12 protein-coding genes and 2 tRNA genes are annotated in these 15,975 nt (G+C 44.7%); 2 read left to right on the forward strand and 12 right to left on the reverse strand.

What is annotated here, in order from left to right:
- Positions 1 to 5: 5 nt before the first annotated feature.
- Genes AMICO_RS06195 through AMICO_RS06210 form a run of 4 tightly spaced genes read right to left on the reverse strand, consistent with a single transcriptional unit; the run spans position 6 to position 6,214 of the window.
- Positions 6 to 1,166: an efflux RND transporter periplasmic adaptor subunit gene (locus AMICO_RS06195; RefSeq protein ID WP_013048601.1), complete on the reverse strand. Its 1,161-nt coding sequence runs from the start codon at positions 1,164 to 1,166 to the stop codon at positions 6 to 8.
- Between the two features lie 19 nt (positions 1,167 to 1,185).
- The gene (locus AMICO_RS06200) at positions 1,186 to 2,487 is read right to left on the reverse strand and encodes a TolC family protein (RefSeq protein WP_013048602.1); all 1,302 of its coding nucleotides are present in this window, start codon (positions 2,485 to 2,487) and stop codon (positions 1,186 to 1,188) included.
- The gene (locus AMICO_RS06205) at positions 2,484 to 5,579 is read right to left on the reverse strand and encodes an efflux RND transporter permease subunit (protein ID WP_013048603.1); all 3,096 of its coding nucleotides are present in this window, start codon (positions 5,577 to 5,579) and stop codon (positions 2,484 to 2,486) included. Before AMICO_RS06205 ends, AMICO_RS06200 begins: the two co-directional genes overlap by 4 nt.
- Complete coding sequence (locus AMICO_RS06210) at positions 5,576 to 6,214, reverse strand: TetR/AcrR family transcriptional regulator (protein WP_013048604.1); 639 nt, start codon at positions 6,212 to 6,214, stop codon at positions 5,576 to 5,578. The genes AMICO_RS06205 and AMICO_RS06210 overlap by 4 nt, the downstream gene beginning before the upstream one ends.
- An 812-nt stretch (positions 6,215 to 7,026) precedes the next feature.
- Between AMICO_RS06210 and AMICO_RS10185 the strand changes: the two genes are divergently transcribed.
- Positions 7,027 to 7,590 carry a GGDEF domain-containing protein gene (locus AMICO_RS10185; protein ID WP_169302811.1) on the forward strand — a complete coding sequence of 188 codons (564 nt, stop codon included), beginning with the start codon at positions 7,027 to 7,029 and terminating at the stop codon, positions 7,588 to 7,590.
- A gap of 45 nt (positions 7,591 to 7,635) precedes the next feature.
- Here the strand turns inward: AMICO_RS10185 and AMICO_RS06220 are convergent.
- The 3 genes from AMICO_RS06220 to AMICO_RS09965 form a co-directional block, all read right to left on the reverse strand.
- Positions 7,636 to 7,723, reverse strand: a tRNA-Ser gene (locus AMICO_RS06220).
- Positions 7,724 to 7,836: 113 nt separating this feature from the next.
- Entirely contained in the window at positions 7,837 to 8,193 is a 357-nt protein-coding gene (locus AMICO_RS06225) for a cupin domain-containing protein (RefSeq protein WP_013048606.1), read from the reverse strand.
- Positions 8,190 to 8,648 carry a universal stress protein gene (locus AMICO_RS09965; RefSeq protein WP_013048607.1) on the reverse strand — a complete coding sequence of 153 codons (459 nt, stop codon included), beginning with the start codon at positions 8,646 to 8,648 and terminating at the stop codon, positions 8,190 to 8,192. The genes AMICO_RS06225 and AMICO_RS09965 overlap by 4 nt, the downstream gene beginning before the upstream one ends.
- 171 nt (positions 8,649 to 8,819) lie before the next feature.
- On the opposite strand from AMICO_RS09965, the gene AMICO_RS06235 reads away from it, so the two are divergent.
- Positions 8,820 to 10,073: an arginine deiminase gene (locus AMICO_RS06235; RefSeq protein WP_013048608.1), complete on the forward strand. Its 1,254-nt coding sequence runs from the start codon at positions 8,820 to 8,822 to the stop codon at positions 10,071 to 10,073.
- 23 nt (positions 10,074 to 10,096) lie between these two features.
- On the opposite strand, the gene AMICO_RS06240 is transcribed toward AMICO_RS06235, so the two are convergent.
- The 5 genes from AMICO_RS06240 to AMICO_RS06260 all read right to left on the reverse strand — a co-directional run bounded on the left by AMICO_RS06240 (position 10,097) and on the right by AMICO_RS06260 (position 15,969).
- The gene (locus AMICO_RS06240) at positions 10,097 to 11,386 is read right to left on the reverse strand and encodes a lactate racemase domain-containing protein (RefSeq protein ID WP_013048609.1); all 1,290 of its coding nucleotides are present in this window, start codon (positions 11,384 to 11,386) and stop codon (positions 10,097 to 10,099) included.
- 12 nt (positions 11,387 to 11,398) lie between these two features.
- Positions 11,399 to 12,904, reverse strand: a complete 1,506-nt coding sequence (locus AMICO_RS06245) for an L-lactate permease (protein ID WP_013048610.1) — start codon at positions 12,902 to 12,904, stop codon at positions 11,399 to 11,401.
- A gap of 347 nt (positions 12,905 to 13,251) precedes the next feature.
- The gene (locus AMICO_RS06250) at positions 13,252 to 14,343 is read right to left on the reverse strand and encodes a pyridoxal phosphate-dependent aminotransferase (protein ID WP_013048611.1); all 1,092 of its coding nucleotides are present in this window, start codon (positions 14,341 to 14,343) and stop codon (positions 13,252 to 13,254) included.
- Complete coding sequence (locus AMICO_RS06255; RefSeq protein WP_013048612.1) at positions 14,330 to 15,535, reverse strand: YkvI family membrane protein; 1,206 nt, start codon at positions 15,533 to 15,535, stop codon at positions 14,330 to 14,332. The genes AMICO_RS06250 and AMICO_RS06255 overlap by 14 nt, the downstream gene beginning before the upstream one ends.
- 341 nt (positions 15,536 to 15,876) lie before the next feature.
- Positions 15,877 to 15,969 (reverse strand) — tRNA-Ser (locus AMICO_RS06260).
- Positions 15,970 to 15,975: the final 6 nt, after the last annotated feature.

A 15,975-nucleotide genomic window follows, 5' to 3' on the forward strand; every position in this document is an offset into this window, starting at 1 on the left:
GCAGTTTATTCCTGCTGTGACACCTCAACTGCATCTCCATCCTTGAGAAGACGGCCTCCAGAAATAACAACTATATCTCCTTCCGCAACCCCTTCAGTTATCTGAAGAACGGAATCTGTTTCTATCCCTATTTTTACCGGCGTTTCTTTAATCTTCCCGTCTTTAACGAGGAGTACTTTTGCTTCACTTTCCTTTATCACCGCATCCACTGGAACCACCAAAGCGTTTTCTGCTTCCTGGCGAACGATAAAGACTCGAGCGAACATACCAGGCACAAGGCGGGAACCGTTTTGGCCATTGACAACATAGACTTCAACCTGAACTGTCCGTGTGTCTTCTTTTACGAAAGGGCTTATCCGCTCAATAGCCCCTTCAAAAACTTTATCGCCAAGGCCATCGCTTCTGATCCAGCCCTTCATACCCTTTTCCAGACCAATGGCCCTTGCTTCTGGAACTTTGACAACTGCCTTCAACGTTTCTACGTTGGCAATCTCCACTACAGCGAGGGATGGCCCCATCATTGCGCCGGTGGTATGAGCATAGTCGTTGAGCACCGTTCCTGTTATGGGAGACTTAATATAATACTCAGAGAGTGTTACTTCGAGATTCTTGAGTTCAGAGCGAGTCTGAAGAACAGTGGCTTCAGAAAGCTTGTACCGCGCTTCTGCCTGGAGATAGGCTGTTACTTTATTATCAAGCTGCTGTTGGGTTGAAAAACCTTCCTTTAACAGACGCTCATAACGTTCACGTTCTGTTTTCGCGTTATTCAATGCGGCTCTTGCCTCTGCTACCTGAGCTTCTGCCACAGCTATTCTTGCTTTTAGCGAGGCAATTTGAGCGTCGATATCTCTATGGTCAAGAACGGCGACAACCTGACCTTTTTCTATAGGGTCACCCTGGCGGACATGAAAAAACTCAAGGCGCCCGGTAACCTTGGGATACACAACAACTCGCTCTATGGCTTCTATAGTGCTGTTTTCTTCAAAACCTTTGCGCAATAAGGGCGTTTTTTCTACCGTGATAACAGAAACCTTAGCCGCGGCTGGAAGGGCAGAAGACCCGTCTTGAGATGCTTCCGGTTTCTTTTTTAATGGACCGAAGAGAGACAGTCCGCCCAAAGCAACTATGATGGTAACAAGTATAAGCAGTTTCTTTGTAAACTTCATAGAATGATCACTCCCATATCTAAGGAAGAACTGGTTCTTCGGTTAGTACCCCTTCTGCCTTGCGCAAACGCACAATAGCAAAAGCGTAATCCTTAACAGCCGCCGAGTACTCACGCCGCGCCTGGGTCAATGACGCCCTGGCATCCAAAACATCCAACTGGATACCCACCCCTTCTCTGTAACCAACCTCTGCAAGACGCAGTGTTTCTTCAGCAAGCTTCAGATTTAACTTGGCTTCCTCTAAAACTTGTGCAGCTGTTTTAAGGTCAAGATAGACGCTGCTCACTTCAGATCGAATACTTTCTTCTTTCTTTTCTACGTTCCTCATGGTTTGCTCTCTCAGAGCTTTCTGCTGTACGATCCGTCCATGGGTAAGGCCGCTATCCATAACAGGAATATCTACAGTGAGGCGAACCTGCCATGTGTCGCCGCTCTCATAGTAGGCCTGTTCCGGGTCATCATACCGATAAGATCCCGAAACAGACGCGGAGGGCTTTAATCCGCTCTGGGCAATTCTTATCTGCTGATCCTGAACATCTACCTGCAATTTTGCCCGCTGGTAGTCTGGGCGGTAGGCGAGGGCCTTTTTCAACGACTCTTCAGGCTGCCCAGCAACAGGCGCGTAAGAAAGATTTCCTTCAATTGTATAGGATGTATCGAGTTTAACATTTAGCAATTCAAGAAGGTTGATCTTCGCTACTTCAAGGTTGTTACGGGCCCGGATCAGGGCCGTTCTACTTTCTGCCTGTTGCTTTTCCGCCCTCGTTATTTCTAAGCCTGTCGCTAGTCCCAAAACATGTTTTTTCTTGACTTCATCCAGATATTTTTCGGCAAAAGCAAAGGCATCTTCAGCTGTTTTTACATTCTCTTTCTCAAGAAGAACTGCATAGAAGCGGTTATATACGTTAAGGGCAACCTGTTCAGCTATTTCAACATAATAGTACTCTGCCTGCTGTATTTCTATTGATGCCTGCTGCTTTCCTGCCCTAATCTTTCCGCCCTGATAGAGGGGCTGAGTCAAAGTTAAAGCAGCGCCAAAAATATTTTCTTCATCATTGCCTGCCAGGTCAGGTTTTTCACGGCGGGTATAACCTGCTCCCAGATTAAGGGATGGAAGACCTCCAGCCCTGGCTTCTGTCAGTTTGCCTTTCGCACGGACAAGTTCCTGCTGGGCAGAGAGGATGTCAAGGTTCTGCTCTTTGGCCACAGAAAGGGCTTTCTCTAATGTCAATACTGTGTCTTCGCTTGCAGCCGCCCATAAGGAGCCGCCTATAAACAGCAACACCATACTTATTATAATTATTTTCTGTATGCGTCTCATTTTTCCCCTCCACTCAAATTCGCGCCAGGTTCTTTTATCTGTACGGCAGATGTTTTTTCTTTAAAAACACTCATGGCTACCTGAGCCGCTTTTTCTTTAACGTCTCCCAGAATGACATAGACCGCAGGAATAACGAACAACGTTAAAAATGTCGATGTGAGCATTCCCCCAATAACCGCAGTAGACATTGGCTGGCGTATTTCTCCTCCTTCACTCAGTCCGAGAGCTATAGGCACAGCCGCAATGGAGGTAGAAAGAGCTGTCATAAGGATGGGACGGAGACGAAGGGGGGCCGCTTCCTGCATAGCTGTTCTGCGGTCACACCCTGAGGCTTTCCGCTGGTTGGCGAAGTCGACAAGAATGATAGCGTTATTCACAACAATGCCAACAAGAAGAATGATCCCCATCATACTCATCATGTCTAGTTCTATGCCGGCAAGAAGCAAAATGCCAAAGACCCCTGTGGTGGCAAGAGGCAATGAAAACATAACCATAAAAGGGTACATAAAGGATTCAAATTGTACCGCCATAACCATGTAGACCAGTATAATGGCAATGGCGAGAGCCATAAAGAGTTCTTTAAAATTACTCTTCATGTGCTTGGACATTCCTGTGGGAACAATTCTTATGCTACCATCGGTGGGCGCATATTTCCTAAAGGTTCCCATAACGAGAGTCATTCCTTCTCCAGATGATATTCCCGCGGTATTGGCGCTGATAGTAAGAGAACGCTGTCTATCATAACGTTTAACAAGGGTTGGACCTCGCCCCTCCTCAACCTTAATGAGCCCTGGGGCTTTAATGAGGTTTTTGTTGCCATCTTTAAAGGCGATGTTTTGAATATCCTGTATGTTCCGTCGGTACCCCTCTTCCGCTTTTAAACGGATATCGTAACGATAGCCGCCATCTTTAAATATTCCGGCCTTCACACCACCAAAATAGGCCTGTATTTCCTGGGAAAGATCCCGTATGTTCACATTCAATTCATCAGCAAGTCCCCTGTTTATCCCGACGTTTATACGGGGACTGTCAAGCCTTACGTCTGTGGATATGTCAGTAAGCCTTCCATCCTGCTCAAGATCTTTTTTAACTTTCTGTGCCACTCTGTCAAGCTGTTCTGTATCTTGCCCTACAAGAGTAAGGGTAATATCTGAACTCCACGTTCCGTAGGTAAGTTCTACGTCCTTATAGTTGGAGAATTGTTTTCTCATTTTACCCATAATTTCTGTAGATGTAGCGCGCTGGTTTCGGGGAATTAACGTAACGGCCAGTTTCCCCTTATTCACTTCCTGACCAATACCAGAGCCAATGGTTCCGTAAGTATAAGCCACCTCAGCGTGGTCTCGGACAGCGACGCCCAGTTCAGACATGAATTTTCTGCTTTCCGCAAGAGAGGCTCCCGCAGGAAGTTCAAAGTTGATAGAAAAGCTTCCCCTATCTTCGCTGGGGAAAAAGCCTGTTCCCAAGAATCCAGCAATAAAAATTCCCAGGGCAAATATCCCTGCAGCAGCCCCTAACACAATGAATCGGTGCTTTAAAGAAAAAGCCAGCCCTTTTTTATAGGCTTCTTCAAGGCGCACTAAAAATGCTTCTATTCTGAGGGCTATTTTGCCAGGATGATCTTTCCGCAGAATACGAGAGCAAAGGAAAGGTGTAAGAGTCAAGGAAAGAACAAGAGAAATCACGATGGTCATAACCACTGTAATTCCAAAAGCATAGAAGAATCGTCCGATAATGCCTCCCATAGACGCTATCGGTGCGAAAACACAAATTGTTGTAGCCGCACCAGCTAAAACAGAAAATCCAACTTCGCTGGTTCCTTCAGAAGCTGCCTGCATGGGCAATTTCCCGTTTTCAAGATGACGGTGAATATTTTCCAGAACAACTGTAGTGGCGTCTACAACCATACCCACAGCCAAAGACAGCCCCATCATGCTCAAGTTATTGATAGTAATCCCGAGTGCTCTAAGGACAATGAGGCTTCCAAGCAAACACACAGGGATGGTTACTACAGTTACAAAAGTAGCGCGTATGGTACGCAAAAAGAAAAGCATAATCAGCGAGCAGAGCCCTATGCCTATGAGGGTGTCACTTAAAACACCAGCCATGGATTTGCGAATAAATCCTGACGTATCATCCAACATTTCTATTTTTACTCCCTCTGGAACCAACTTGTTAAGGGAGTCTAGCTCTCTATACACACCATCCGCTAAAAAAACCTCATTTGCTCCTCGTTGTTTTCGAATTTCAAGCAAAATAACCGGTTCCCCATTATAAGTGGCAATTGAGCGAAGATCTTCGTAGCCGTCTTCTACTCTCGCCACGTCTCGAAGGCGGATAACAGCTCCATTCCTAGAAACAATGGGAAGTTCCTCCAATTCTTGAACAGAAGCATATTCCCCTTCAAGACGAATGCTGAGTTCTCTGCGTTCTGACTCAAGACGCCCCGCGGGAAGTTCAACGTGTTTATCTTTAATGGCATCTTTTATATCTTTAACCGTAAGATTGCGGGATTCTAAAAGAGCTGGGTCAAGCCATATTCTGACCTCACGCTCTCGAAGGCCTATGGTTTCAACGCTGCCCACCCCATCTACAGTCTGAAGGTGTTCCTTCATCACTTTATCAGCAAAATGAGACTGTATCTTGTAGGGCGCCGTTCCCATTACACCTAAAGTTATGACTGGACTATCACCAGCGTTGAACTTCTGAACTATGGGCGTTTCGGCCTCTGTCGGCAAATCTGATATGGCGAGATTCACCTTATCGCGAACGTCAGCGGCCGCAGCGTCAATGTTCCGGCCCAGCTCAAATTCGACTATAACGAGAGAGCGGCCTTCGTAGCTGTTTGATCGGATATTTTCAATGCCGGAGATGGTGTTCAGTTTTTCCTCGAGGACGTCAGTTATGTCGTTATCTATAACTGTAGGGCTCGCCCCCACCATTGTTGTTGAAACAGCAACAACTGGGAAGTCCACGTCTGGAATTCGTTCCATTCCCATATTTCTCATAGCCAGGATTCCGAAGAAAATAAGAGCAAAGGTTCCTATTAAAACTGTAACTGGCCTGCGTAAAGAGATATCTGTAACCTTCATAGTGTTCCTCCTTCAACCGGAGCGAGTAGACCGCGCAAAACAAAAGATGCAACATCCCTGGCCACTTCTTCCTTTGATATATCAATATCGCCCAGAGCTATCTGGCGGGAAATTCCTGAGAAAAGAGAATTGACCATGGCTTCTGCCAAATTCGGATCTATGGGCCTGAATTCTCCATTATTAACGCCCTGAGAGATTACTTTATGTATAACTTCCCTCACATTTTGGTAGGGGTGGGACCGTGGATCAAATTTTCGCCGAAGTTCACCATCCTCATGAAAGGCCAGTATCATAGCCGATATTATTTTCTTATTTCTAATCAGCTCTACAATGACAGTTTCAACAATGGCTGATAAGGTGTCTTTCATCGTGGAGAACTTTTTTCTCTGAACTATAGTAATAACTTGCTCATTTATAGGTTCAATATTTTTCTCCATAACCACCATCATAAGTTCGCGCTTATTTTTAAAATAGTTGTAAACCGTTCCCTTAGCTATGCCAGCCTCAGAGGCTACTCGATCCATGGTAGTACCAGTCCAGCCATACTGCTCTATGACAGAACGGGCCGCTTTATATACGGTTTCTCTCATTAGTTCACTGATAACTTCTTTTTTCTTTGATTGAATTCGGGACATATAAACCCTCCCTGCCCGTTGACTAACAATCCATTAATATGACTAATCAGTCATATTACGACAAATGGTATTATAAAGGGGTTTTTTGCCACAGTCAAGGAAGGATTTCATGGATTCCATTGAACAGAAACAATACTATTTCTAATAACCACGAAAAATGGAACACTATGATCGTTTCCTATCAATTTAATCTTTTAAAATTTCATTTTTTTGTGTAGAATGGATGTTCAATATAAAATTAATATAAAAAAAGAAGAGGAATGTTAAAAGACTAAATGATGGGAATTAACAAACAATCAATTGACGCTAAATACCGAAGCGAGTTTGATTTTTTTCTGTGGCAGAAGAACATTAATCATATTTTTATTTTTTGCTGCTTGGGCCTTGTCCTTATTTTTGCTGATACAATCCATGTCTATAAGGTCGGATCCGATCGATACTTGCCTCTGTATGGTGCTCTTTATTGCGTGGTGTTCTTTATTTTCCCTTTTATTGCGTTTCTGAATAAAAGAAGATATATAGAAAGACCCCCCTATTCTCCACGCATTGAATTTTTATTCCTTTTGGATATCCTTATTTTTTCTGCATCTCTAAGTTTGACAAATCAGTTCTATACTGAAGCTATTTCTGAATACCTAATCATACTCTTTTGTGCAGCTTCTTTTTTCTACGTACCTCTCCCTACCATATTGAGTATTTTACTAATTGCTCATGGTTTTTTTGTCGGTACTCTTTTTTACGTGCAAAGCAATACTTCAGTTATACAAAACCACATCTTAATTTCGACAGGTGCGGTTGTGATAGCCTTCATAGTGTCGAGAATCAGTTTTCAATTAAAAACAAGGACTTTCCTAGACGGAAAGATCATAGAGGAACAACTTGAGACATTAAAGGACCTTTCTATAAGGGACAGCATGACAGGGCTTTATAACCATAAACACATATGTCAGCGTCTCGAAGAAGAAATACGAAGGGCATTTCGCTACGATTCTCCCCTATCCGTAGGAATATTCGATCTGGACGGGTTCAAAAACGTAAATGATACATTTGGACATCAGGAAGGAGACGTGGTTATTTTGCGGGTTGCCCAAACCATGATATTAACCTTTAGGAATACAGACATTCTTGGTCGATACGGTGGGGATGAATTTCTGGTTATCCTCCCTGAGACAAATTTGGAATCTGCCGTAACGTGTAGCGAGCGTTTTCGGAAAAACTTGCTGGAACGTCTTCAAGGAACACGAAACGATCTTTTATCCATAAGCGGAGGCGTAGCCACTCTTAAAAAAGATGATTCGGCGCAAAGTCTCATCCAACGAGCAGACACGCTGCTCTATGAAGCCAAAAAGCTGGGGAAAAATACAATAGTGTGGTAATAAGACATAAAAAAAGCTGCCCATTGAGGCAGCTTTTAATATTCATGGCGGAGAAGGTGAGATTCGAACTCACGGAACCTCGCGGTTCAGACGCTCTCCAAGCGCCCGCCTTCGACCACTCGGCCACTTCTCCCTATCGGCAACGCTGGGTATTATAACAATTTCTTCAAAATTTTGCTACCCCCCTGTAAAAAAATGGGCAGATCGGCCCTGCCACCGTCTGCCCACGTTGAATGGAGGGGGTGTTTATCCATTACACTTTGAAGAAATAGCAATATATACTAACGGGTAACTGCCAATATTTTCCAAGGAATGCCTTAATCCCTTCTCTGTCAGAATCACATCTCCGGCACCCACCCGTTCTTTCTGCTTACCTTCAGTGTACATACCAATGCCATATATGATAATCTTAATTTCTTCACACCCTTCATGCTCGTGCTCTGGAATCAGAGCACGAGGCTCCATTTCCACCCAGCTTATTTCATGAAAATTACTTTCTTCATAAAATTCGTCAGGGGAAATGGTGCGGCTTCCTACCCCATCTAAAACGCCAAAAAGAGGATGGCTCTCAAGTTCTTCTATTTGACTCGATCGTATTATCATGTTTTCGCCGGTTCCTCTGTTTCCTTCGGAAGGTGGACAAGAATATTACACGGAGCATGACGCACAACCTTAGCCGCTACGCTTCCAATGAAGAAGCGTTCAAGATTGCTCAGTCCCCGATGGCCGATGAGTATTAGTTCATATTTATTTTTTTCTGCCATCCTCAAAATCTCTTCGTATGGTGTTCCAGTGGCCAGCACAAACTCAAAGGGTGTGGCAGAAGCCCCTGACTCCCTCATGCCCTTTTCAATCATGTTGAGGAACGACTGGCGGATAGAATCTTCATTATAGTGAGGAGGATAGTCTACATAGCCTGGTATGGTCAGATCAATACGAGTTACGACATGAATAAAATCCAAGCGCTCAATACTATTTTTCTCAGCAAAACGAAAGGCGTAACTAATAAGTGACTGACTGTTTTGACTCTGGTCGATAGCTACCAAAGCTTTTTTCATATTCATCCCTCCTTTCGGTTAGAAGTATTATAAACTAAATATAGAGAATTTTGCAATGATGTATGCTAAGAAATATTTTCATTATTTCGTTGCCGAACAGAACAAAGAGTGATAGTCTTTCTCATGGTCAACAAATTAGAATTGAAGAGGAAACAGGCGGAGGTAACGGGAATGAAAATACAGGTTAACTCAGAGATTGGGAAGCTTCGTGCCGTCATTATGCAACCTCCTGGGAAAGGCATCGAACGATGCACTCCCCTTAATATCGGTGCTCTCGCATGGGACGCCGTTCCAAGCCCCCATAAAGCGGAAGACGAGCATAAGAAATGGGTTGCCACAGTAGAAAAATTTGGAGCCAGAGTTTTTCTAATGGAAGATCTTTTGCGAAAGATCCTTTCTGTTTCGAAAGTAAAAAAGGAGCTTATCTCTCAACTGGTTCAAACTGAAGAATCCTTTATTACAAGGCAGACTATGGACGTATTGCAAGAGTATCTTTTAGGTCTCTCTGCTCCTAAACTTGTAGACCAGTTGTTATTTGGTATAACAAAAGATGAGCTTAATAAAGCAGCCGGAGAGGTTTCCCTTGTAGACCTGGTGGATAAGAAAAATGAGTGGTGCCTCTTCCCCATGTCTAATGTACTCTATTCAAGAGATCCCGCCGCTGTGCTGGGAAACGGCATTGTTTACGGCAATATGTTTAATCGGGATCGAATTAAAGAGCCCTATTGTATTCGAGCTATTTTTAAACATCATCCTGAATTTCGAAATTTGGAATTTAAAACCTGGTATGGAGAAGATCCTGATGATGCTACCCCTGTAGAGGGAGGAAACGTCCATTGTTATAGCCCCAACGTATTTATTATTGGCATTAATGAACGAACCCACCCAGCTTCTATCGAAAAGATCGCACAAAGGACAATGGAAGATGGAGCGATCACGGATGTGCTGGCACTGATGTTCGAAAATCCGAGACTGAGCTCTACAGATTCCATAGGGTTGACTGTGCATGTTGACATGTTCCTCAATATGATTGATTATGATGCCTTTCTTTTCTTTCCTTATATAGAAAAGAAGATCACTGTGCTTCATATTACCCGCGGCAAGGGGGGGAGGCTTCATGTCAAACGGGAAAGCTCTCTTTTCGGCGCTATTAAAAAAGTGTTGAAACTTGATAGTATACGTATTATCAAGGTGGGAGGGGATGAAAGCGAAGCCGTTGCCTTTTCAGAACAGAGAGCTGGCTCTGGAGGAAACACTTTCAACCTTGAGCCGGGTAAAGTCTGTATATGGGATCGAAATGTAGCGACTATGAAGGCCCTTGAAAAAGGCGGAATAGATGTAGTAGCCGTGGAAGCTGACGAGCTGGTCAAAGGGGGAGGGGGCCCCCGCTGCTCCACCATGCCTCTCTGGAGAGACGATATTTAGGAGGGCTTGCGCCCTCCTATTTTTTATTTTTTCAGTTTAGGCAAAGTGTTGGCACCATGGGGCATGAGCCATGTTTTCAGATTGGTTCCCCGTTTTTGGTAGACCATATCGAGGGCTTCATCAAGAGTCTTTACAACGGTAATGCCCGTTCCCTCAAATTTAGAAGGAGGCATTTCAGTCACCATATAGAAATCCCAGTTTTCAGCCACATATCCGATTGTATAGCCTACATATTTTGCAATGGTAAATTCACGGCGGACTTCCTTTTCCCGTTCCACTGTGTTAGGAAATTCTTGAAGCATGAACTGAACTTCATCATTGCCGTAGCCTTCATTGCACGCGCTCAACACTATCATGGATCCGCCATGGGGAGCCGCTTCCATAGCGTTAAAGATGGTTTTTGATGTTTGATAAAAGTTAATATCTTTAGGGTAGCCCCCAGCCGTTGCAACAACAAGGTCAGCCAACTCTGGGATAGTAACTCCATCTTTTTTATCAACTATCCTGGCCCCTTCGTAAAATGCTTCTTGCCAGTCTCCCGCTACAGCGAAGGCTATTTTGCCATCGTTTCCAGGGATAGCGTTGAGCATAAAGGTCGGGTGCACCATAGCTGTAGCTTCCATCATATCCAGGTGCATGAGGTTGTTCTCAAAATTCCCCGATCTGCTGTTCATATTCCGGCCATTTCCAGGAACTGGGTCAAGCGCCAGAGCGTGATTAGCCATTATGGTCTCGTAGGAAGAAATGCCAGGGAGAATACCTTTGCGGCCTCCGCCCCACCCAGCCATAAAATGGTAGACTATGGCGCCAGTCACAACAATATGGTCGCACTCCAGGGCCTTTTTGTTCAAATGTACGGCTGTCCCATAGGATGTTGTCCCAACATGAACCATGTCTTCATGAGCCAGACAACGGTGGTCGGTTACAGAAAATCTTTTCGATAATTCCGGCCCCAGCAACAAGGCATGTTCCTCTGCCGTCTGCTCTCTGTGGGTTCCCGTAGAGCTGAGAAAAAGTATATCTTCGTCCCGCACTCCTGCCCTATTAAGTTCTTCTACTATAAATGGTAAATATACCCACATCCTCTGCCAGGCCCTGGTTACATCAGATACTACAATACAAACTGTTTCTCCCGGTTTTACGAGCTCACCCAATCTGGGTGAACCTATAGGATTCTCAAGAGCGTGGCGTGTCACTTCTTCTTCAGTACCGATAGATTCAAGGGGTTCGCTATCGATAACACCGAGAAGGTTCTTCCGGGGAATCGAAAAAGCTACATCTCCTTTTCCATATTTTATGGTGCTCGAATACATCAATACTCCTCCTCATGCAGGAAAAATAACATATGTGTAGAACATGGCTAAGGATCCGAAGAAGAGAAAGAAACAGAAGGAAGGAATAAGGGTTTTTCGCATCACTTCCCCTTCACGACCCAAAATGGCTACACAAGCACACACTGCTACCACGTTGTTTGGACATATCATGTTGCCAATAGCTCCCCCCGTGTTCTGCGCTGCAACCACAGGAAGAACATTGATGGAAAGATTCTTAACCGCTTCTACGTGTAATGGATTAAACATCAGATTGGACCCGAGGTTCGTTCCTGTAACAAAGCTTCCAATCTGACCGATGAGCACTGCCACTGCGGGATAGAAGAAACGGGCAATGGTTGCAAAGGTGACAGCCAGAGTGCTTATCTGCCCAGAAAGTTTCATACAATTCACCATGGCAAGAAGCAACCCCATAGCAACAAGTGCCGGGATAACCCGTTTGAAAGCTTTTACAGCGGATGATACAAAAAATTGGCTATACCCTAATATAAATGAAGCAACAAAGGCACTTGCTAAAATAACTGTACCTACCCAGACAGTGTAGCCGCCGCCAAAAGAAACAAGAGTTTTCAAGGGGAATGAAAGACGGACAACGACAAGTAACGCACTCAAGATGAGATAGGGCAACAATGAACGAATAAAGCTGAGTTGGGAACTCCTTTCTTCAGAGGTTTCTTCTGATAGGGATTCATTCTGAGAGTTAAATCTATACTCTTCCGGCATTGCCGCGTCTTTTCTGAACCAGAGATATGCTCCAAACAAGAAGGTCCCAGTCATTCCTCCGATCAAACTGGTCAGTTCTGTAACGGAAATCAGAAAGTTGCTCATGGTGAAGTTAATGCTTCCCATCATGAGGCCCATGACAACAATATCCTTCCAAATGCCCTTGAAGGCCTTTTTACCGAAGACAAATCCGATAATAAGAACAGGAAGCAACAAGTAGCCCAGGGCCATAAAGCGACCGGTCATGGCAGAAACAGGAACAAAGTCAAGACCGGCAGCACCTGAGCCAACCACTGTTGTAACACCTGCCCCACCCCAGCATACTGGGCACGAGTTGCCAATAAGGCAAGCTGCGGCTGCAATAACGGGATCCATTCCGAGACCTACAAGGAAGGGGGCTGCCAGAGCTGCCGGTGCACCGGCACCTGCAGCGCCTTCAAGAAATGTTCCAAAGGGAATGGCTAAAAATAATACCATGAGCCTTTTATCCCGAGTGACGTGAGAAAGCCCTTGCTTAATAGAATCCATAGCTTTCGAATCCACCATTATGATCAGGAGAGTAAAGGCCGCAAATATAAGCCATACGATTCTAATTCCATCGAGAAAACCATTCCAGCTAGTAAGCAAAAGTGCTTCTACCGGGGATTTAAAAACCAGAAACCCAAGAAAAAGAGCGACTATCCAGCTAACAGGAGCAACGACTTTCGAAGAGTAGTTAAGACCTGCCATTCCAACAATAATAATTGCAATAGGCAGCAATGCGAGTAAAAAATTCATAGAATACTTCCTCCAATTCTCTTTTGAAATAGTGTAATCGTAGCTGCGGAGTACTCCATATATCTTCCCGGGATATTTGGGTATAAAAAAAGAGGCCGGGACCTTAAGGTCCCGACCTCTCAACAGCCCATGCGTCACAGAACTGTCGCCCGAGGATAGGACCGACATGTAATAATGAGCACGAGTATAAGAATAAGAACTATTAATATCGTTGCTTCTCTCACGGTCCGTTTCCTCCTTTTTTTAAGCAAACTGTTCTGATGCAATGACACGAGATGTTACCAAAGCTTTGAGTTTTTGTAAAGTCTTGAATTAAAAGGACTTTCTCCCATGGATACTTTGCTGGCTTATCGATCCAGACAGGCAAAGAGGTCTGAAGCTTTTTCAGGCGTAGCGATCCTGACATAATTCTTGCCCAGATTTGGGTAATCTTCACCAGACCTTACGTCGATTCCCTTTGAAGCAAAAACTTCTCCCAAATGAACATCTCGATCTGAAACAGAAACGAGAGATATGGGGCAGCTGTTATATGTAGTTGCCACTCTATATCCTCTTTCTTTGAGTCCGGAAACGAGTACTTCTTTCTGTTCCCCTATCAATTTACGCACTGTTTCGAGAAGAGTCCCGCCTCGCAGGGCTTCCCGTGCTAAAAGGGCGCTTACTGAGGGCATTGGGAAGGGGAGGTCGCCTTTATCGTAGAATTTTCCAAGATTTCCGCTAAACACCCCATAGCCCACACGAGTTCCAGCAAAGTGAAATCCTTTTGTCAATGTTCGAGTCACAATTACGTTCTCATATCTCGGCACAAGCTGCATGGCCGACGCTTCTTTCGGAGCATAATCACAATAGGCCTCATCCACTATGACAATGACTCCAAGTTTATGGGCCCTGGCTACAAGTGCTTCTATCTGGTCAAGAGGGATAAGCTGCCCTGTGGGATTATTAGGGTTATCTACATAGAGCAGGGTATGCCCTTCATTCAACGCGCCAAGCAATGGGTCCACATGAAAACTGAAATTGTCTTCAGGGTTCATGGCAATGCCTTCGAAGCGAGCCCCGGTGACCCGCACTTCAGTAATATATTCTACAAACTGAGGAATATAGCCCAATACTGAAGAACGATCATCAAGAAACACCTTGTTGATCCTTTCTAATACCTGCATGGAACCATAACCAACTTTTACCTGATCTTCTCTTATGTCTGCAAAGTCTTTCCAGTAATGACATATTTCTTCCAAAAGGGTTTTGTAAGAAGTATCCCCCGTTTTCCACATATTTGAAACCCAGTCAAAATTGCGAATGAATTCTTCGACCCCCGGAACGTGAGGCAATGTCGACTCCAGGCCATTGCAATTAAGGACTACAGGATAGTGAGCTTCGTGAATGTAACTCCCCCGCTCAAAATCTTTGAGGTGGGGTTTTACTTTAGGGTTCCACATGCACTTTCGCCTCCTCAAATTTATCAGGAACTGCCGGCATCTCTTTGCCACGCAGCCTCATAAGCCCTACAGTAGCCAGAGGAATAACCATCACCGCAAGAAAATACCACGCCATGAAAGAATAACCGCGAGCTATGAGAGCGACAAGACCGGCCTTGGCACAGATGAAGCAAACCACTAAAACGGCAAGCCCTACAACACCTCTCATCTTCGGAGACATCTCTCCTCCCTTTTCCTGGTAAACCGAATTGATCCGCTCATTGAGTCCGTGTACAAAACCCGTAATTGTTTCTATACTTGTTCCAAAAAGCATCAACACATAGGCAGAAAGAAGAACTCCCCCTCCAAGGTGGCCTTTAAGAATGCCAAAGATAGGAACCGACTCCTCCAGAACTGCCGGAAAAACAGGAGCCATGGCAAGGTATTCGATAAAGGCAGGAATCATCATAAGGATTGAAGCCACTATGCCGTTGATGACAGCATCCCGTCTTGTTTTTATTATATCTTGTAACGCATACAGCACCAGAAGAAATGAGACCATATTGTAAAGGGTGTATTTTATGCCCCCCATAAGCCAATTTGAACTTGTCGCGACACCATGGTCTCGAATAAAACTGCCAAAAACCCCATCCATTCCAAAGTGTCGAACTGTAGCTACAAGGAAAATAAACATTACGGCATACAGGAAGAATGACCAGTATGAAAGAATGGTTGAAATTACTTTTCCTCCGGCAAACAGGAGAATGGAAGTACCTACAAGAAGGACAGTTACGCCAACCCAGTAGGAAATGCCAAACCATTGCTGAAGAATGGTTCCAGCCGCAGAGGATAAAATGCCGCCCACAAGAACCACCAGGAAGATATATCCCGCTTCAAAAACAAGCCAGGTTGAGCCAGGAAGTAGGCTCTTAAAGAAGCTGCGGTAATTGTACAGACGAAATTTGCGAGCATAATCAAAGGTAAGGATGCCTACAAGAGCAAAACAAACAGTAGAAACTACCATGCCGTATAAACCCTCGGCAAGTCCGTTCATCATGAAGAATTCAACAAGCTCCCTGCCTGTTGCGTATCCGCCGCCAATAAGCACAGACTGACATAAAAACCCAATCATCAGCCATCGGCTAAACCATTTGACCTGCGTAATATCCAGTAATTTTGAGATGATAGAACCCTTTGGGGCATCCTTTTTCATCTTTTTCACCGTCCTCTTAAGAAAATAATTAAAACTCTGTTTCTTGAAATGGGGGCTCCATATCTCTGCTCCTTTCCACCCCCGAGATATAAAAATATAAAAAAAGGGCGGGGCCCCTCTCATAGAAAAAAGGGGCCCCGCCCTAAAAGACCAACGCAATTAAGCGTCGATCCCAGGTGAGGGACCCACGCTAAACCAATAAAGGAAAAAGCGGTTTATCGATAATGTTTCTTGAGTTTTCTCTATATTCTTCATGGTTAGGAACCATATCATTTTTCCATGGGGGCGTCAAGCACTTTCCCCATAAAAAACGGGCACGGCGATGTGCCCGTAATATTCTCTGGCGGAGAGGGTGGGATTTGAACCCACGAGACGGGTATGAGCCGCCTAATCGATTTCGAGTCGACCGCCTTCGACCACTCGGCCACCCCTCCGGTTGC

The sequence above is a fragment of the Aminobacterium colombiense DSM 12261 genome (genome assembly GCF_000025885.1).
In the GTDB taxonomy this organism is placed as follows: Bacteria; Synergistota; Synergistia; order Synergistales; family Aminobacteriaceae; genus Aminobacterium; species Aminobacterium colombiense.